The organism is Methylobacterium mesophilicum (genome assembly GCF_036441335.1).
GTDB lineage: Bacteria > Pseudomonadota > Alphaproteobacteria > Rhizobiales > Beijerinckiaceae > Methylobacterium > Methylobacterium mesophilicum_B.
The window spans coordinates 18,846-36,040 of record NZ_MLBW01000029.1; the positions used below are offsets into that span (position 1 = coordinate 18,846).

18 protein-coding genes and 1 pseudogene are annotated in these 17,195 nt (G+C 69.6%); 16 read left to right on the forward strand and 3 right to left on the reverse strand.

Going from position 1 to position 17,195, the window contains the following annotated elements; genetic code table 11:
• The first annotated feature begins 145 nt into the window (after window positions 1-145).
• The 8 genes from MMR14E_RS19325 to MMR14E_RS19360 all read left to right on the forward strand — a co-directional run bounded on the left by MMR14E_RS19325 (window position 146) and on the right by MMR14E_RS19360 (window position 6,516).
• Entirely contained in the window at window positions 146-388 is a 243-nt protein-coding gene (locus tag MMR14E_RS19325) for a hypothetical protein (RefSeq protein ID WP_331316510.1), read from the forward strand.
• A 174-nt stretch (window positions 389-562) separates the two neighbouring features.
• Complete coding sequence (locus MMR14E_RS19330) at window positions 563-1,336, forward strand: recombinase family protein (protein ID WP_331316512.1); 774 nt, start codon at window positions 563-565, stop codon at window positions 1,334-1,336.
• The gene (locus MMR14E_RS19335) at window positions 1,333-1,569 is read left to right on the forward strand and encodes a hypothetical protein (protein WP_331316514.1); all 237 of its coding nucleotides are present in this window, start codon (window positions 1,333-1,335) and stop codon (window positions 1,567-1,569) included. The genes MMR14E_RS19330 and MMR14E_RS19335 overlap by 4 nt, the downstream gene beginning before the upstream one ends.
• The gene (locus tag MMR14E_RS19340; RefSeq protein WP_331316516.1) at window positions 1,560-1,751 is read left to right on the forward strand and encodes a hypothetical protein; all 192 of its coding nucleotides are present in this window, start codon (window positions 1,560-1,562) and stop codon (window positions 1,749-1,751) included. Before MMR14E_RS19335 ends, MMR14E_RS19340 begins: the two co-directional genes overlap by 10 nt.
• 142 nt (window positions 1,752-1,893) lie before the next feature.
• Entirely contained in the window at window positions 1,894-2,184 is a 291-nt protein-coding gene (locus tag MMR14E_RS19345) for a DUF5681 domain-containing protein (RefSeq protein WP_056525076.1), read from the forward strand.
• Window positions 2,174-3,496 carry a PBSX family phage terminase large subunit gene (locus tag MMR14E_RS19350; RefSeq protein ID WP_331316518.1) on the forward strand — a complete coding sequence of 441 codons (1,323 nt, stop codon included), beginning with the start codon at window positions 2,174-2,176 and terminating at the stop codon, window positions 3,494-3,496. Before MMR14E_RS19345 ends, MMR14E_RS19350 begins: the two co-directional genes overlap by 11 nt.
• Window positions 3,493-5,451 (forward strand): portal protein, encoded by a 1,959-nt coding sequence (locus MMR14E_RS19355; RefSeq protein ID WP_331316520.1) that lies wholly within the window; start codon window positions 3,493-3,495, stop codon window positions 5,449-5,451. The genes MMR14E_RS19350 and MMR14E_RS19355 overlap by 4 nt, the downstream gene beginning before the upstream one ends.
• 60 nt (window positions 5,452-5,511) lie before the next feature.
• Window positions 5,512-6,516, forward strand: a complete 1,005-nt coding sequence (locus tag MMR14E_RS19360) for a hypothetical protein (RefSeq protein WP_331316522.1) — start codon at window positions 5,512-5,514, stop codon at window positions 6,514-6,516.
• A gap of 84 nt (window positions 6,517-6,600) precedes the next feature.
• Here the strand turns inward: MMR14E_RS19360 and MMR14E_RS19365 are convergent, their stop codons facing one another.
• Genes MMR14E_RS19365 through MMR14E_RS19375 form a run of 3 tightly spaced genes read right to left on the reverse strand, consistent with a single transcriptional unit; the run spans window position 6,601 to window position 9,759 of the window.
• Window positions 6,601-7,653: an HD-GYP domain-containing protein gene (locus tag MMR14E_RS19365; RefSeq protein ID WP_331316524.1), complete on the reverse strand. Its 1,053-nt coding sequence runs from the start codon at window positions 7,651-7,653 to the stop codon at window positions 6,601-6,603.
• Window positions 7,654-7,712: 59 nt separating this feature from the next.
• A complete protein-coding gene (locus MMR14E_RS19370) occupies window positions 7,713-8,060 on the reverse strand; it encodes a hypothetical protein (RefSeq protein ID WP_331316526.1) in 348 nt (115 codons plus the stop codon).
• A gap of 7 nt (window positions 8,061-8,067) precedes the next feature.
• Window positions 8,068-9,759 carry a methyl-accepting chemotaxis protein gene (locus MMR14E_RS19375; RefSeq protein ID WP_331316528.1) on the reverse strand — a complete coding sequence of 564 codons (1,692 nt, stop codon included), beginning with the start codon at window positions 9,757-9,759 and terminating at the stop codon, window positions 8,068-8,070.
• Window positions 9,760-10,429: 670 nt separating this feature from the next.
• On the opposite strand from MMR14E_RS19375, the gene MMR14E_RS19380 reads away from it, so the two are divergent.
• The 8 genes and pseudogenes from MMR14E_RS19380 to MMR14E_RS19415 all read left to right on the forward strand — a co-directional run.
• The gene (locus MMR14E_RS19380; protein ID WP_331316530.1) at window positions 10,430-11,527 is read left to right on the forward strand and encodes a N4-gp56 family major capsid protein; all 1,098 of its coding nucleotides are present in this window, start codon (window positions 10,430-10,432) and stop codon (window positions 11,525-11,527) included.
• Between the two features lie 90 nt (window positions 11,528-11,617).
• Complete coding sequence (locus MMR14E_RS19385) at window positions 11,618-12,010, forward strand: hypothetical protein (RefSeq protein ID WP_331316532.1); 393 nt, start codon at window positions 11,618-11,620, stop codon at window positions 12,008-12,010.
• A gap of 93 nt (window positions 12,011-12,103) precedes the next feature.
• Window positions 12,104-12,742 (forward strand): hypothetical protein, encoded by a 639-nt coding sequence (locus tag MMR14E_RS19390; protein ID WP_331316534.1) that lies wholly within the window; start codon window positions 12,104-12,106, stop codon window positions 12,740-12,742.
• A gap of 7 nt (window positions 12,743-12,749) precedes the next feature.
• On the forward strand, window positions 12,750-13,406 hold the full coding sequence (locus MMR14E_RS19395; protein ID WP_331316535.1) for a phage adaptor protein: 657 nt from the start codon (window positions 12,750-12,752) through the stop codon (window positions 13,404-13,406).
• 3 nt (window positions 13,407-13,409) lie between these two features.
• Entirely contained in the window at window positions 13,410-14,909 is a 1,500-nt protein-coding gene (locus tag MMR14E_RS19400) for a hypothetical protein (RefSeq protein WP_331316536.1), read from the forward strand.
• The gene (locus MMR14E_RS19405; protein WP_331316538.1) at window positions 14,906-15,211 is read left to right on the forward strand and encodes a hypothetical protein; all 306 of its coding nucleotides are present in this window, start codon (window positions 14,906-14,908) and stop codon (window positions 15,209-15,211) included. The genes MMR14E_RS19400 and MMR14E_RS19405 overlap by 4 nt, the downstream gene beginning before the upstream one ends.
• 443 nt (window positions 15,212-15,654) lie before the next feature.
• Complete coding sequence (locus tag MMR14E_RS19410) at window positions 15,655-16,941, forward strand: hypothetical protein (protein WP_331316539.1); 1,287 nt, start codon at window positions 15,655-15,657, stop codon at window positions 16,939-16,941.
• A 9-nt stretch (window positions 16,942-16,950) separates the two neighbouring features.
• Window positions 16,951-17,195 (forward strand): annotated as a pseudogene (locus tag MMR14E_RS19415) (hypothetical protein); the annotation flags it as partial.

The window sequence follows — 17,195 nt, forward strand, 5'->3', positions numbered from 1 at the left end:
AGAAATCTAGTCGCGAGACGCACGCCCGGAGCCCAATGGCTGCCGGGCGTTCGCATGTCCGGGCCCAGCTTCACCGAACCCGCTCAATAGCTTAGGCGTTGCACCGTGAGACGCGGGCGGTGTTCCATGTCATGATCGGTTCCCGATGAGCGCCCACGCTATCGTCACCGCGATCGAGGAGGAGAGCCTTGCGCTCTGCCGCCTCCGCGCGACCGGGCGCCAGGACGTCGACCTCGAAGCCCGCGATCATCACTGCCGGCGCATTCGGTCGCTGATCCGCCAACTTCGGCCCCTCATCGGCACCGTCGAGAAGCGCACGTTCGGCCTGTCCGGACAGAGCGAGAAGGGCAAGCCGTTCATGGTAGCCCGGCGGCGTCGGGCGGCCTGATTTGTAGGTCGATGCGGAATTACCAAGACATTTCCGCAAGAACCGCCCCGTCAGAGTAAATTAATAAGCAATATGAGTGACTTAACCGCGATTTCAGGGTCGCGGCGAACCGCTCGCGCCCGGGGCAGAATAAAAACCCAAGAGGCCGCGAAGGCGGTTCTGGCCACCCGGGCGGTGGCCTACCTCAGGGTCTCCACCGACGAGCAGGCCGCTCACGGTTTTGGGCTGGAGACGCAGGAGCGAGCCCTCCGCGCCTTCGCCGAGAGCCAGGCCTACGAGCTCGTCGCCGTCATCACCGACGCGGGCGTGTCCGGGGCGACCCGGCCCGCCGACCGCGCGGGCTTCGGCGAGGTCCTGCAGCTCGCAGCCGACGGGAAGTTCTCGGTGTTGCTGGTCTACCGGTTCGACCGGCTCGCCCGTGAGATCCGATACGCGGTGACCACGGTGGCGGATCTCGCCGAGACGCACGAGGTCGGCATCCGGTCCGTCACCGAGCCGATCGACACGGCGACGCCTATGGGGCGCACCGTGTTCGCGATCCTCGCCGGCATGGCGGAATCGGAGCGGTTCACGATCCGGGACCGGACCGCGGGCGGGAAGCTCGCCAAAGCTGGCCGCGGTGGCTTCGCCGGGGGCCGCGTCCCCTACGGCTACGCCACCGACCGGGCCGGCGGCCTCGTCATCGTGCCGGAGCAGGCGGCGATCGTCCGGCGCATCTTCCGGGAGCGGGGCCGCGGCAAGCGCCCGCGGGCGACCCTTCAGGCCATCGCCGAGGGGCTGAACCGCGACGGCATCCTTTCCCCGACCGGCCGCCGGTGGCGGCACGACACGGTCGGCTACGTCCTCGACAACCCGAAGTACCGCGGGGCGGTCGAGTACCTCTTCACCTGGACCGGCGCCGAGCAGCACGTGCTCCAGCCGGGCGCCCATGAGGCGATCATCCTTTGACCGCACGCCCCGACTTCACCCCGGCCGACGCGGACCGGGCGCTTCGCCATGCGCAGCGCCTCCAGCGCGACCCGGCGGCCCAGGCCTACGGCGACCAGCTGCGCCGGCAGGGCGTCATCGGGAAGCTGGCCGCCACGCCGCTCCAGGCCGAGACCCCGTACGACGAGGCCCGGGCCGGCGAGTTCGAGGTCCGCCGCTCCATGGCGATGCTGCGAGCCCGACCATGCTGCTGAAGCGCCTCGTCCTCCGCTGGCTGTTCCGCGCCCAACCGGCCGCGCCCGCCCCGATCGTCCATCGCGGCGAGCGCGAGCTGACGACCGGCCCCGACCTCGGCGCGCCGTCCAGCCCGATCGCGAAGCTGTCCCGTGAGGACGCGGAGCTGATGCTCGGCATCCCGGTGAAGGTTCTCCGCTGATGCGAGAGATCGTCGGCTTCCGGCACCTCGCCGGCATCCTCCTGGTGCTCGTCGCCGGCTGGGGCTGGGTGTGGGTGTTCGACCGCCCTGCGCAGGCTGCGTCTTGCGGCGGCGGACCTGAGATCAGGCACGATACAGGCCCATGAGCCAGTTCCAGCCCGGCCAGTCCGGTAACCCTGGCGGTCGCCCGAAAGCGTCGGCCAAGGTGCGCGACCTCGCGCGCGCGCACACCGAGACCGCGTTGCAGGTCCTCGTCGAGATCGCGACCGCGGGTGAGAGCGAGGCAGCACGCGTCGCGGCAGCCAACGCCATCCTGGATCGCGGCTACGGCAAGCCGACCCAGCCCATCGACGGCGATGGCGAGGGCGGCGCGATCCCGACCGGCATGACGGTGACCTTCATCCGGCCCGGGCAGCCGCCCGATGCAGGTTGAGTTCCCGGAGAAGCTCGCATTCCTGTTCGAGCCGGCCCGCTACAAGGTCGCCTATGGCGGCCGCGGCGGGGCGAAATCCTGGGGCTTCGGCCGGGCGCTCCTCATCATGGGGGCGCAGCGGCCGCTCCGGGTGCTCTGTGCCCGCGAGTTCCAGAACAGCATCGCGGAATCGGCGCACGCGCTCTTCGCGCAGCAGATCGACCTCCTCGGGCTCGATGGCCTGTACGAGGTCCAGGAGAAGCGGATCCTCGGCCGGAACGGGACCGAGTTCATCTTCAAGGGCCTCCGGCACAACGTCGCCTCGGTGAAGTCGACCGAGGGCGTGGACATCTGCTGGGTCGAGGAGGCCCGCACGGTCTCAAAGACGTCCTGGGACGTGCTGATCCCGACCATCCGCAAGGAAGGCTCGGAGATCTGGATCAGCTTCAACACGGAGCTGGAGGAGGATGAGACCTACCAACGCTTCGTGAAGCGGCCGCCGACCGGCGCGCGGGTCGTGAAGATCGGCTGGGAGGACAATCCCTGGTTCCCCGACGTGCTGCGGCAGGAGGCGTTGGACCTGAAGGAGCGCGACCCGGTCGCCTACGAGACGGTCTGGGGCGGCAACTGCAAGGCCGTGCTCGACGGGGCGATCTACGCCAACGAGATCCTGGCGGCCACGACCGCCAAGCGGTTCACGAAGATCCTGTACGACCCGACGAAGCCGGTTCACACGTTCTGGGACCTGGGCCGGGCAGACAAGACGAGCATCTGGTTCGCCCAGATCGTCGGGTTCGAGTTCCGGCTGATCGACTTCTACGAGAACCGTGGCCACGCGCTCGGCCACTACCTCGAGGTGCTGAAGGAGCGGGCGCTCCCGGTCGAGCAGGGCGGCAAGGGCTACGTCTATGGTGAGCACTGGCTCCCGCACGACGCCCGGAACGAGCTGCTCGCCTCCGAGCGCACGATCGAGCAGCAGATGTGGGCGGCCGGGCATCGCGTCCGGATCACCCCGCGCCTCACGGTGGCCGCCGGCATCGACGCGGCCCGCAAGATCTTCGCGCGGTGCTGGTTCGACGAGGAGGCCTGCGCCGACGGGCTGCAGGCGCTCCGGAACTACCGGTTCGACGTCGACCCGAACACGCAGGCCTTCTCCAAGGCCCCTCTGCACGACTGGGCGAGCCACGCGGCCGACGCCTTCCGGTACTTCGCCATCGGCATCGCCGAGCCCCGTGAGGACGATCCGCCGGTGGATGGTCCGAACGACGTCTACGCGCGCCGGCGCCGCCGCGAGGCGGAGGAATCGACATCAGGATCAGGTTGGGCGGCATGACGGACACGGACGCGCCCGCCCTCGACGGCGAGGCGGTGGATCAGGCTGAGCTCGACCGCGAGGCGCTGCTGCGGCGCCTGCGCGGCTGGTACCGCACCGATCGCGAGGCCTCCGCGAAGTGGCGCGAGGATGCCCGCGAGGACTTCGACTTCGTGGCCGGGCGCCAGTGGAGCACCGAGGACGAGGCCGTGCTGCGCCAGCAGGGCCGGCCGCCGGTGACGTTCAACCGGATCCTGCCCGTCATCAAGGCGGTGGCCGGCTCCGAGGTGAACAGCCGGCAGGACATTCAGTACCTGCCCCGCGAGATCGGCGACGCGGCCAAGAACGAGCTGCTGACCGAGGCGTCGCGCTACCTCGCGGACGAGGCCGAGGCGGAGGACGAGGAATCCGACGCATTCGTCGACTGCGCGATCTGCGGCATGGGCTGGGTCGAGATGCGTCTCGACTATGAGACCAATCCGGACGGCGCCTACGTCGAGGATCGGGTCAACGCCCTGGAGATGATCTGGGACGCCGCCGCGCGGAAGCGGAACCTCGCCGACGCCCGGCGCCTGTTCCGCGCGAAGACGATGGATCGGGCCGAGGCCGAGGCCCTGTTCCCCGACGTCGACCCCGCGCTCCTCGACGCCGCCTGGGCCGAGGACCGCGACGACGACGGCGAGCACCGCGAGATCCAGCCCGGCGAGCGCCGCATCGACCGCCCCGGCCAGGATGGCGACGCCTCGTCCTGGCGCGTCACGATCGTCGAGTGCCAGTGGTGGGAGCGAGCCCGCGTCGCGGTGGTGATCGAGCCCACGACCGGCGAGCTGCAGGAGATGGAGCCGAAGCAGGCTGCCGTCCTCGCCCGCCGCGCCGAGATGGTCGGCATCCCGCTGAAGGTCTTCCACCGGATGAAGCGGGTCTACCGCCGCGCCTTCCTTGGCGCCGTGGTGCTGGAGGAGGGCCCGGCCCCGGCCGGCGACCAGTTCTCCTACGCCTGCCTGACCGGCGACCGCGACCACAACAAGGGCACGTGGTTCGGCATCGTGCGCCCGATGCGCGACCCGCAGCGCTTCGCCAACAAGTGGCTGTCGCAGACCCTCGACATGCTCAACCGCCAATCCAAGGGCGGCTGGATCATGGAGAAGGGCGCCGTCCCCGACCAGCGCGCCTTCGAGGCCAGCATCGCCAAACCCGGCGCCGTGTCGTGGGTGTCCGACGGCGCGCTGATGTCGGCGCGCATGAAGGAGAAGCCGCTCCCGGTACTGCCGTCGGGACACTGGCAGCTCATGGAATTCGCGATCGGCTCCATCCGCGACACGTCGGGCGTGAACTTGGAGCTGCTCGGTCAGAAGCAGAACGACCAGGCCGGCGTGCTGGAGTACCAGCGCAAGCAAGCCGCCATGACGATCCTGGCGACGCTGTTCGACTCCCTGCGTCGGGCCCGGAAGCATATCGGCCGGGTGCGCTTGTTCTTCATCCAGACGTACCTCTCGGACGGCCGCCTGATCCGGATCGTGGGCGACGAGGGCGCCAAGGTCGTGCCGCTCATCCGCGACCAGACCATGGGCGACTTCGACGTGGTGATCGACGATGCCCCGGCCTCCCCGAACCAGCAGCAGATCGTCTGGCAGACCTTCACCTCGGTCCTGCCGATCATCAAGGACATGATCACGCCGCAGGTCCTGCTCGAGATCCTGCCTTACTCGCCGTTCCCGGCCTCGTTTGTGGCCAAGATGCGCGACCTGCTTGCCCAGACGGCCGACACGCCCGAGCAGGAGCAGCAGAAGGCCCTCGCCGTGCAGACGGCGGTCGCCCGGATCCGGGACATGGCCGCCGGCGCCAACCTGAAGAACGCCAAGGCCGGGCGCGAGCAGGCGCTCACCCACCAGGATCACGCCTCTGCCGCCGTCCAGCTCGCCCAGCTCCTGACGGCTCCCGAGGCCGCAGCCCAGGCGGCGGAAGCCGCCGCCTGACCCCTTACGCCCGCCGGCGGCGCACACCGGCTTTCGTACCCTTCACGTCACGAGGACCACATGACCGATACCGACCTCGCCATCGGCGGCGGCGAAGACGCCTTCACGCCCGAGGAGCAGGCTGCCTTCGAGGCCTACGAGCGTGGCGACGAGACGCCCGCCTCCGCCGGCCTGACGCCGCCTGCCGCCGAGCCAGCCCCGGTCGCTGCCGAGCCCCCCGCGGCCGATCCCGAGGCCGGTGAGCCCGAGGCTGCTCCCGAGGCCCAGCCGCGCGACGAGAAGGGCAAATTCGTCCCGCACGGCGCCCTTCACGAGGAGCGCGAGCGTCGGAAGGCGGTCGAGAAGGAGCGCGACGAGTTGCGCGAGCGGTTCGCCCGCGGCGACGAGCGCCTGCGCATCCTGTCCGAGGCGATGCAGCGCCCCGCCACTCCGGCTCAGCCCGCGGCCGCGCCCGAGCCGGTAAAGGTGCCGGATCCGGCCGAGGACATCTTCGGGTATGCGAAGCACCTCGAGCAGCAGATCGAGGCGCTGCGCACGGGCCAGACCCAGCTCACCGAAAGCCAGAAGAAGGCCGAGGAAACCCGCCAGGCTGAGGCCGCGCGGAACGAGGTCATCGGCTTCTACCAGCAGGACCTCCGCGCCGCGATCCAGGCCGACGCCTCGGTTGCGGATGCCTATGAGCACCTGTTCGCCGGCCGCGTGGCCGAGCTGACGCTGTTCGGGATGGACCAGAAGGCCGCGATCGAGGCGGTGCGCGAGGAGGAGTTCAACCTCGCCCAGACCGCCCGCCAGCGCGGCCAGTCGCCCGCCGCCATGATCGCCGCGCTGGCCAAGAGCCGCGGCTTCGCCCCGAAGGCGCCGGAGCCCGCCCCCGCCCGGGCTGCTGCGCCGGAGGAGACCGCCGCCGTGGGCAGGCGGGCCCGGGCCGCTCGCTCTCGGCCGCCGGCGGCCAGCCCGCCGGCGAGATTACACTGGAGACGCTGTCCAGCATGTCCGAGGCGGACTTTGAGAGGCTGCTCGCCTCGAACCCGGCCCGCGTCCGCGCGCTCATGGGCGGCTGACTAGGATAAGCCGAGATCTGGTGTAAATCTGATGCTGGGGAATCACCAGCAGAGCGGCGCTCGACCTGTAACTCGCCAGTTCGCTCGCTCAGATTTTCGGTGCTGCCCCCAGATCGAACGCAACCATGACTGGGTGGAACGCGGCAACCAAATCGGCGTCGAGCCGTCCAGTCATAGACTGCACGATCCCGTAGGCGTCTCCGCCCGGCATCGGTGCCCGATAGGGCCTGCGTTCGATGAGCGCGCCGTAGATGTCGCAGATCGTCACCAATCGCACCAGATCGGGGATCTCGGGCGCCTGCAGCCCGTCGGGGTAGCCCGATCCGTCGAGCATCTCGTGGTGCGAGCGCACGACCTGCAGCATCTCCGGTGAGAAGCCGCTGCCGACCAGCATGTCATAGCCGAGCGCCGCGTGGGTGCGCATCACCGCCATCTCCTCGTCGGTGAGCCGACCGGGTTTGTTCAGGATCTCGGCCGAGATGCGGGTCTTGCCGACGTCGTGCAGCAGCGCAGCCTTGGTCAGGCGGTAGCTGTCGAGTTCGGCAAAGCCGAGCTTGGTCGCGAACGCGGCTGCCAAGCCAGTGACGATCAGACAGTGCCGGTGCGTGGCCTCATCGAAGCGCTGGACCGCCCGGAGCCACTCGCGGATGCCACAGTGCTGCACGGCGCGGGCGATCAGGCCAGTGCCGGTGCTTGCCAGCTCAGGTGTCACGATCTGGTCGGAGAAGAAGGTCCGATCAAAGAACTGCCGAGCCTCTTCCGCCATCCGAGCGGCGACGGCGGAACCTCCGACCACCTGAAGCCTGTCGATTCGAGCCAGCAGCCGATCGAGGATGGTCAGAGCCGGGAGAATGTCGGTCGGGGTCAGGAGTCGGGCTTGGGCCTCGGCGCGGGCGGCTTGGCCGTGGGTCAGGAACAGGAAGGGTGCGCCAGTCGCACGTAGCGGCTCCAGCACCCGCCGCAGGCGCATCATTGCCTCGGAGGTGAGATGGGCGACGTCGCTGACGATCAGGTCCGGCTGCCCGAACGGCATGGCCTCGTCAGACAGCTCGTGGACGGCGTAGCAGCGGTCCGGGCCGAGGCAACGGGCCAAGCGTTCGGTTCGGGGCCGGTCGTCAGAGATCAACAACAGCCTGCCCAAGCCGGCCTCCATTTGATGCTGAGGCCGGTCTTACGTCCGGCCCGAAGTCGCGAACGCAGTCAGAGGGTGGCTGGGAACCGCTGCGCGAGGCCGGCGAGGCCGTGCACGGTGTGAGCAAAGCTCTGTGCCGTGTTGGCGAGGCTCTCGGTCTTGATGACAAAGTCTCGCAGGGCTTCACGCATGTCCGGATCCCGGAGACCGAGCTTAATCACCGTGAGATCCAGTTCCTCGATCGCGCGTTCCAAGGCGCACGTCAGTTCGAGCAGCCTGTCGCCACCTGCTTGGATGTGGGGGGCTCGGGGGCCGAGCTCCGCGCCACTTTTGTGCGCGGCGGCTAAGTCCGCGTGCAGCCGGTCGAACTGGTGCGTGCCGTGAGGCCTGACCGGGAGGGGGAGGATTTCGAACATAGCCATGTCAAGCGGCGCGGACGGTTGCGAGGAAGCGGCTGACCTCGGCGCCGAGATGCTCGGATTGCCGCGACAGCTCCGAGGCCGCCGACAGGACCTGCGAGGCCGCCGCGCCCGTCTCCTCCGAAGCCTGCGCCACGCCCGCGATGTTGCCCGTCACCTCGTTGGTGCCCGCCGAGGCCTGGGCCACATTGCGGACGATCTCCTGGGTCGCCGCACCCTGCTCCTCGACGGCCGCCGCGATCGAAGTCGCCACGCTGTCGATCTCCCGGATCCGCCCCGTGATCCCGCCGATCGCCGTCACCGCCTGCGCGGTCACGCCCTGGACCTCGCCGATCTGGCGGCTGATCTCTTCCGTCGTCTTGGCAGTCTGGTCGGCGAGCGCTTTTACCTCAGTCGCCACCACCGCGAAGCCCCGCCCTGCGGCGCCAGCGCGCGCGGCCTCGATCGTGGCGTTCAAGGCCAGCAGGTTGGTCTGGGCGGCGATGCCCGAGATCATCCCGACCATGTCGCCGATCCGCGCCGCGTTCTGGCTGAGCGCCTGGACGAGGTGGGCGGTCTGGTCGGCCTCGCCGACCGCGGCCTGAGCGAGCCCAGCCGATCCCTGCACCTGCCGGCCGATCTCCTGCACGGACGAGCCGAGTTCCTCGGCGGCGGCCGCGACCGTGTTGACGTTGGTCGAGGCCTCCTCGGCGGCCGCGGCCACGCTGGTCGATTGCGCGGCGGTCTCCTGCGCGGTGGCGGTCATCTGCTGGGCGGTGGCCTGGAGCTCGGTGGCGGAGGACGAGACCATGCCGACAATGCCGCCGACGGCGCGCTCGAAACCGTCGGCGAGCTCGATCATGGTGCGCTTGCGCTCGGCGGCCGCGGCCTCATCGGCGCGGCGCTTCACCTCGGCCTCCTCGGCGGCCTTGCGAGCGACCATGGCCTTGATGCCCTCGACCGCCTTGCCGACGGCGCCGATCTCGTCGCCGCGGGCGGCCTCGCGGATCTCGGCGTCGACCTCTCCGCGGGCCATCCGCTGCAGAACGCCCACCAGGCTGCCCAGCGGGCGGGTGATGCCGAAGATCACGATCAGGGCCGAGAGCGCGATTGCGCCGATCAGGCCGGCCACGGAGGCGCCAATCAGCACGGTTTTAGCTGTGGTCACGGCCTGCTCCGCATCATCACGGGCTTGGCGCAGCTCGGCATTCAGCCGTTCGACGCGACTTTGGACAAAATCTCGCATCTTCGTGCGCGCGCTAGAGGCTTCGGTCAGGAGCACTTTTGCAGCCGCGTCATTGTTGTTCTTGAGACCGAGAGCATTTGACTTGTCCAAGGCAGCATAGAAATCTTTTAGTATACCTTGCAGCGTCTGATTGGTGGCTTTCCGATCAGGCGTATCGGCCATCTCGATCAGGGTGTTTACAGCATCGAGTGAGGTCTTAACGGCCGCGTCATAGCGGGCTTTGTAGCCGGCCATCTCTTCATCGCGGGTTTCCAAGATGAGGTTGCGTGCCAGGACGGCGGCGTCGTTGGTGTTGACTTGTACCGCCAGGATGCGTTCGAGGCGAACAGCCTGTAGGTCGACGATCTCGCGCGTCTGGCCTGCGAGTTGATTGAGGCCGCTTATGGCATAGGACACCAACCCCGCAGCCACCACTGCCATGATAAGCAGCGGAATAGTTGCCTTGACTAGTATTTTTGAATTACGCAGCATATCGGCACCCGGAATCCTGTTTATCCGACCGAAAAGTACACTTCGGTGCTTAAATTATCATTAATACGAAATCTGATGCGAAGTTAGTTGCATATGAGGATTAAACCGGCCTTCGGCGGGTCGCTTTTTAGTCGAACGATATCTCTGAAATGAGGATATGCATATTCGCCAGCTTTTGAGCATATTGGCACATTGATCCGGCGGCGCCCTGAGCAACATGACAGGACTTCCAGGGTTGGATCGTGTCCGGATATCCACTGCAGCAAGGCAGCTTCCTATGCCGGGGCTGTGTCTGCCTTACCGAAGCGGCCGAACAGGTAAGGGCCACACCAAGCTCGGCTCGATTTTCCGATTGACCCGACGGGCGAACCCGCTCAAAGGATTATCTGTCGCGAGACGTGCGGGCCTTGCCCCGTCTCTGCGCTTCCCCAGTTTCCGTCCGGCTCCGAGCCGCACCCTGCTGCAAGGCGGGATGCTCTCGCGTGTCCGGTCGTTCGTCTGATCCACGTCAGGATCCGCCCGGCCGCGTCAGTGCCTTCGTCCGCGCCACGCACGGCGCCCGTCCGACCCCGTCCCCAACGGTCATTCTGGGGCCCGGCTTCCGTCCGCGCGCCGACGCACGGCCCGCACGAACCCCATCCCACGGAATCCAGCCTTCAGAGGCACCCCCATGTCCTACACCGCGTTCGGGCAGAACGACCCGATGGCCGTCAAGCTGTGGAGCAAGAAGCTCGCGGCCGAGGCCAACAAGTCCATCGACATCGATCCCCTGGTCGGCACCGGCGACGACGCCGTGATCCAGGAGAAGACCGAGACCAAGAAGGGCAATGGCGACCAGGTCACCTTCGGCCTGCGCATGCAGCTCCGCGGCCCGGGCTTCTCTTCGTCCGACGTGGCCGAGGGCAACGGCGAGCAGATCGGCGTCAACTCCGACAAGGTCACCATCGACGAGCTCGGTGAGGTCGTCGGCGTGAAGTCGGAGAACACGATCGACCAGCAGCGCGTGCCCTTCAACCTGCGCGAGACCGCCCGCGCCGGCATCGCCGACTGGTTCCAGACCCGCCGCACGGTGTGCTTCTTCAACCACGTCTGCGGCTTCACACCGGCCAATCAGCTCAACGGCGCCAAGAAGTTCACCGCCAACAACGTCGTCACCGCGGCGTCGGCGGGCCGCATCTTCCGCCCGAACGGCCGGGCCGACGATGCCGCCCTGACCAACGCGGACGGCTTCACGCTCGACCTGATCGACAAGGCGGTCGAGCTGGCCAAGACCGGCGGCAAGAACCGCAAAGTCATGATCCGCCCGGTCGTGGTCAACGGGCGCAAGCTCTATGTGCTGTATCTCGCCTCCGAGCAGGTCACGGCGCTGCGGACCAACACCAACGCCGGCCAGTGGCTCGACATCCAGAAGGCCGCGATGGCCGGCATGGAGTCAAGCAAGAGCCCGATCTTCTCGGGCGCGCTGGGCGAGTACAACGGTGTCGTGCTCCGCGAGGCGCAGGACGTCACAGCGGGCGTCTCCCCCGACGGCATGTCCGCGGTGCCGCTCACCCGGCGTGCGGTGCTGCTCGGCGCCCAGGCGGCGACCATCGCTTACGGCAAGGCCGGCGGCGACACCCGGTACCGCTGGAACGAGGAGCTGCTCGACCACAAGCGCAACCTCGAGGTCTCGGCCTGGGCGATCTGGGGCCTGAAAAAGACGACCTTCAACGGCGACGACTTCGGCACGATCGTGATCCCGACCTACGCCAAGCCGGTCGACGCCTGATCGCCGACCCAGCCTGACGGCTGACCCGGGCCGGGGCCTCGCGCTCCGGCCCATCGCTTCTCCCTGCCTGTTCCGAACCTGGAGGCCACCGTGCCCAGCAACGTCACCCCGGTGCAGCCGCCCGCGCGCGAGCTGCGCGAGCAGACCTCGCACACCATCCGCAAGACCGTGAACTTCGCCAACGGCGCCTTCGTCATGCCGGCGTCCCTGCCGGCCGGCGCGCTCATCACCTCGCTGCTCGTGCTGGTGGAGACCGCCTTCTCGGCTGGCGCCTCGCTCGTCCTCGGTTCGGCCGCGGGCGGCAACGACCTCGCCGCCGCGGCCGACACCGCTGTGACCGCGGCCGGCGCGAAGCGCATCGACACCGCGACCCTGAAGGGCCGCCTCGCCGCCGACACCTCGGTCTACGGCACGATCGCCGGTGCCCCGGCCGCGGGCGTGGCCACGATTGTGCTCCACTACACCCCGGACAACGACGGCTGATGTCGGCGTGGATGCTGCTGCACCTCGGCGCGGCGGTCCTGGCGGCGGAGCCCAGCGCCCCGCCGTCGTCATCGAAGACGGAGACGGTGCCCGATGCCGACCAAGGACGGGCGGCCGACGCTCGCCGACCTGTACGCGGAGATCGCGGACGACATCGAGCGCGCGGACCTCGGCCCGCAGATCGCGACCGCCGTTGACCGGGCGATCCGGTTCTTCCAGCCGGACCGCTTCTTCTTCAACGAGGGCTACGTGACGTTCGAGACCATCGCGGGGTCGGACGTCTACGCGGCCGGCGATGCCGGGGCGATCCCGGACCTGATGGCGATCGACAGCGTCGTCATGCTCGACGGGGCGACGCCGACCGTCCTGCAGCGTGTCGACGAGGCGTGGATCGAGAAGGGCGACGAGCCCACGAGCCAGTCGCGGCCGTGCGCCTACGCGTACTTCGAGCGCTCGCTTCGGCTGTGGCCGATGCCGTCCGACGTCTGGACGGTGCGGATCATGGCGCATGTCCGCCTGCCGGCGCCTGCGCTCGACGAGGCGAACGCCTGGACCGACGAAGCCTCTGGCCTGATCGCGGCCCGGGCGAAGTGGCACCTCGCGCTGAACGCCCTGCGCAGCGCGCCGATGGCGCAGATGCAGGCCCAGATCGTCGACGACGAGCTGCGGGCGTTGCGCGGGCGCTCGAACGTCATCGCCTCCACCGGCCAGGTCCAGGCCTACTACCTCTGAGGCGCCCATGGCCGTCGAGATCACCGATTACCCGAGCCTGTCGGCCGCGTTCGAGAACTACCTCGCGCGCACCGACCTGACCGAGTTCCTGCCGTACTTCGTGCGCGTCACGGAGGCGTGGCTCAACCGGCAGCTCCGCACCCGGGAGATGATGGCCACCGCCGGCCTGCTCGCGGTCGACGGCACGCCCGGCTACGCGGTCCCGACCGACTATCTGGAGTGGATCGCGCTGCAGTGGTCCTCGGCCGACCTCTCGCGCGTGCAGATGCTGCGCTACGTCGAGCCGGACAGCCCGGAGTTCCGGCACCGGTTCCGGCCGAACGGCGATCCGCAGTACTTCACGGTCCTCGGCGACCAAGTGCAGACCCGCTCGCTACAGCCGGGCAAGGTCAGCCTGACCTACTACCGGCAGATCCCGGCGCTCTCCGCCGCGGCGCCGACCAACTGGCTCCTGACCAAGGCGCCGGAGCTGTACCTCTACGGCGTCATGGCCGAGGCCTACCGGTTCCAGAAGGACGAGGCCCGGAACCAGAGGTGGCTCGCCGACGGCATGGCGTTCCTCCAGGCGCTGATGGGCCAGGGCGACTCGCAGAAGACGGGCGGGCGCCCGCGCCGCGCGGCTGAGGATCAGGCCGAGGCCACCGCCCGCGACACGCCGAACTGAGCCGTGGCCGACCCGATCAAGCTGGCGCCGTTCGCGCCCGATACGGCCTCGGTCGACGCTGCGGTCTCGGCGATCGCGACGAACGTGGTGCCGCGCTCCGACGGGTACGGCCCGGTCCTGGCGCCGGTGCCGCTGTCGCTCGCCCTGCCGGCCGAGTGCCGCGGCGCCATCGCGGTGTTCTCTCCGACCTACAACTTCCCGATCTACGTGGCCGGCACGTCGAAGGGCCTGTTCGTCTACAAGACCACGGATCAGGCTTGGCACGAGGTGACGAACCCGAGCACATCCTACAGCGTGCCGCCCGGGGACTACTGGTCCTTCGCGGTCTACGGCACCCTGTTGCTCGCCTGCTCGGCCGGCACCCCAGTGCAGAAGGCCACCATCGACGTCGTCCAGGCTGGCACGCAGCCGTTCACGGATCTCCTCGGCAACCCGCCCCGAGCCCGGCACATGGGCGTCGTCGGCGACTTCCTCGTGCTCGCCGGCCTGCCGGACAAGCCGCAGTCGGTCCGGTGGTCGGACAGCGGCGACATCGAGCAGTGGGGCCTCGGCCTCGACGGTCACGAGGCCGACGAGCAGCAGCTCCCCGACGGCGGCGCCGTGACCGGCTTCGCAGGCGGCGAGTACGGCGTGATCTTCCAGGAGCGGGCGATCCGGCGCATGACGCTGAGCCCGAATTCCGGCAACATCTTCGACTGCTCCGTGCTCGAGGAGAACCGCGGCGCGGTGGCGCCCTGGTGCATCGCCAAGGTCGGGCCGCGCATCTTCTTCCTCGACCGCGATGGGTTCTATGCCCTCGTGATCGGCGGCGGCCCCTCGCAGCCGATCGGCGCCGAGCGGGTGAACCGGTTCTTCCAGGGCCGCGTCGATCCGGAGCGGGTCGGCATGACGGTGGCGTTCCGCGACCCGACCGGCGAGCGCATCCTGTTCGCCTACCGGCTCGCCGGCACCGACGCCTCGGACCCGTCCCTGCTGGGCGAGGCCCTGCTGTACGACTGGCTCCTCGACCGCTGGTCGTTCCTCAACACCCCGATCCGCTTCGGCATGTCGGCCGCGACGCCGGACACCTCGGTCGACAGCATCGAGGGGTCGATCGACGACCCGGCCCAGCCCTCGCTCGACGACCCGATGTACCAGGGCGGCGCGACGCTGCTCGCGGTGATGACGACCGACAACCGCCTCGCCGTGCTTGACGGGGCGCCGCTCGAGGCGGTGGTGCAGACCCCCGACGCCATGCTGGCCCGGCCGAACCGGGCGTTCGTGCGCGGCGTCCGGCTCGACACAGATGCCGACGACTGGCGCGTGACGATGGGCGTGCGCGAGAGCCTCGGCGCCTCGGTTGCGGTGCGGTGGCTCACCGAGAGCGCCGCGACCGTGGAGCGGTTCGCCCCGGCGCGCGCCTCAGGCCGGTACCACCGCGCCCGGGTGCGGATCCCGGCTGGCACGACCTGGTCCTACGTCGCGGCGATCGAGCCGGACGCAACCGCGGAGGGCGCCCGATGAATGTCCCCGGTCAGAACGAGAAGGACCTGTCGCTGTTCGCGCGCGCGATCGGCGACCTCGCGCGCGGCGCCACCAACGCGATCGCGTCGAACACCTTCACCCTGGCCAACGGCGTCTCGCGCACCGTCGTGCCCTGCGAGAACTGCGGCCCGGGCGCGCTGCCGCGCTGGGTCCCAATCACGGAATCCGCGTCGAAGGCGCAGCTCTGGCTCGTCTCGGCCGACCGCCGCAGCTTCACGGTCGGGCATGATCTGAACCCGGCCACGGACCGGACCTTCCGCTTCGAGATGCGCCGGGCCTGAATGCACCTCCAGCCCCTGTCGATGCCGCTCGCGCCTGACCTCGCCGAGCGCGTCGAGGCATGTCTGGGCGCCGCCTGCGCCCTGCCCCGCTGCGACCTGACCGTGGCCGGCCTGCTCGCGTCCTGCGTGGCGGGCGAGGCCCAACTCGTCGGGATCTTCGACGGCGACCGGTTCGTGGCGGCGGGCGTGACGCAGGTCCGCCAGCACCGCGGCGGCCGCCTGTCCTGCTGGGTGCTGTCGCTCGGCGGGCGCGCGGCCGGCCGGCGGGCGCGCGGCCGGCCCGTGGGGCGCCGTCATCGCCGCCGTCGAGCGCGGCGCCGCCCGGCTCGGCTGCACCACCGTCGAGTTCGTCGGCCGCCGCGGCTGGGCCCGCGTGCTGCCGGACTACACCGCCGCGGCCTGCGAGCTCGGCACCCACTTCGTGAAGCGCATCGGGGCCTGACATGGGCGGCGGTACCAAGACCCAGACCACGGTCCAGCAGCAGAACAACGACCCGTGGGCGCCGGCACAGCCCGCGCTCCAGGGCGTGCTCGCGGGGGCGACGAACGCGTACAACTCGGGCGTCGGCTCGCAGGTCTACACCGGGCAGCGCTACGCCGGCCTGGGCGACACTTCGCTCGCCGCGCTCGACACGATCGCGGGCAGCGCCAACGCGGGCCAGGGCGCGGCCAAGGCCGGCGACAGCTACCTGACCGGCCTGTTGCAGAACGGCGGCACCACCTCGGGCATCCAGTCCGCGCTCTCCACCCTGGACGGCATCGGCAAGATCGACACGTCGCGGGTCTCGTCGTTGGCCGACCAGATGGCGGACCCGAACAACCTCGCCTACTCGACGGCGCGGGCGCTGACCCGGGGCGACTATAACCTCTCGACCGACGGCTACACCGGCCTGCTCAACGGGCTCTCCGGCCAGACGCAGGCGGAAAAGTCGCTGCAGGATGCCGCGGACGGCAAGTTCCTGGGCGGCGCGAACCCGTACCTCGACGCGGTGATCGGCCGGAGCCAGGGCGAGGCAGCCTCGAAGATCGCCCAGTCGATGGGCGCGGCCGGCCGCAGCGGCTCGGGTCGGTATGCCGCGACCATCGCCGACTCCCTCAGCGGGATCGCCACGCAGGCCCGCTACACCGACTATGACAACGAGCGCACCCGGCAGGCGCAGGCGGCCACGGCGATCGACAGCTCGCGCAACGCCCGGACCAGCCTGCAGCAGGGGCTCTACGGCTCCATCAACAACGCCGAGCAGGCCAACGCCGGCCTCGCGCTGTCCGGGGCCGGGCTCTACAACTCGACGAACACGACGGCGCTCGGCGGCGCGACCGCACTGGCCGGCATCGATGGCCAGAACATCCAGAACGAGCTCCAGAAGTCGGGCATGCGGATCTCGGCCGCGCAGTCGGACCGGGCCGCGGCGCTCCAGGGCCTCGGCATGGTCGGGACGAACATCGACAACCTCCAGCGCCCCGGGCTGACCCTGGCGGGTGTCGGCGCCGCCCTCGACGCGGACCGCCAGGCCCAGCTCGACGCCGCACAGGAGCAGTTCGCCGACCAGCAGGCCTCGCCCTGGAGGCAGCTCGGCCTCTATGCCGGCATCGTCGATCCCATCGCGGGCCTTGGCGGCTCCTCGAGCGGCACGTCGGTGCAGAAGATCCCGCAGCCGGGCGTGCTTCAGCAGCTGCTCGGCGGCGGTCTGGCCATCGCCGGCACCGCCTCGAAGTTCATCGGCAAGTAGGAGCGCGTCGTGTCCGCAGGTCTCGCGCCGTTCGGCGCCCTCTCCACGGCCGACATCGCCCGCCTGATGCAGCAGGCGCGCCCGCAGGTCGACGTCTCGGCCGATGACGTGCCGGCGGCCATCCCCCCGGGCTTCAACGGCTTCGTGCCCCCGACCGCGCCGACCATGCAGCCGCAGGTCGCCGCGGCGGCGTCCGTCGCCGAGCCCGAGGCGCCGGCTCGCGCCCCGCTGCGCATGTTCGGCGCCCTGCCCCC

Coding starts and splice junctions, on each gene's coding strand:
- MMR14E_RS19325 (WP_331316510.1), top strand. CDS start 146: ATGAGCGCCCACGCTATCGTCACCGCGATCGAGGAGGAGAGCCTTGCG.
- MMR14E_RS19340 (WP_331316516.1), top strand. CDS start 1,560: ATGCTGCTGAAGCGCCTCGTCCTCCGCTGGCTGTTCCGCGCCCAACCG.
- MMR14E_RS19345 (WP_056525076.1), top strand. CDS start 1,894: ATGAGCCAGTTCCAGCCCGGCCAGTCCGGTAACCCTGGCGGTCGCCCG.
- MMR14E_RS19350 (WP_331316518.1), top strand. CDS start 2,174: ATGCAGGTTGAGTTCCCGGAGAAGCTCGCATTCCTGTTCGAGCCGGCC.
- MMR14E_RS19355 (WP_331316520.1), top strand. CDS start 3,493: ATGACGGACACGGACGCGCCCGCCCTCGACGGCGAGGCGGTGGATCAG.
- MMR14E_RS19360 (WP_331316522.1), top strand. CDS start 5,512: ATGACCGATACCGACCTCGCCATCGGCGGCGGCGAAGACGCCTTCACG.
- MMR14E_RS19370 (WP_331316526.1), bottom strand. CDS start 8,060: ATGTTCGAAATCCTCCCCCTCCCGGTCAGGCCTCACGGCACGCACCAG.
- MMR14E_RS19375 (WP_331316528.1), bottom strand. CDS start 9,759: ATGCTGCGTAATTCAAAAATACTAGTCAAGGCAACTATTCCGCTGCTT.
- MMR14E_RS19380 (WP_331316530.1), top strand. CDS start 10,430: ATGTCCTACACCGCGTTCGGGCAGAACGACCCGATGGCCGTCAAGCTG.
- MMR14E_RS19390 (WP_331316534.1), top strand. CDS start 12,104: ATGCCGACCAAGGACGGGCGGCCGACGCTCGCCGACCTGTACGCGGAG.
- MMR14E_RS19395 (WP_331316535.1), top strand. CDS start 12,750: ATGGCCGTCGAGATCACCGATTACCCGAGCCTGTCGGCCGCGTTCGAG.
- MMR14E_RS19405 (WP_331316538.1), top strand. CDS start 14,906: ATGAATGTCCCCGGTCAGAACGAGAAGGACCTGTCGCTGTTCGCGCGC.
- MMR14E_RS19410 (WP_331316539.1), top strand. CDS start 15,655: ATGGGCGGCGGTACCAAGACCCAGACCACGGTCCAGCAGCAGAACAAC.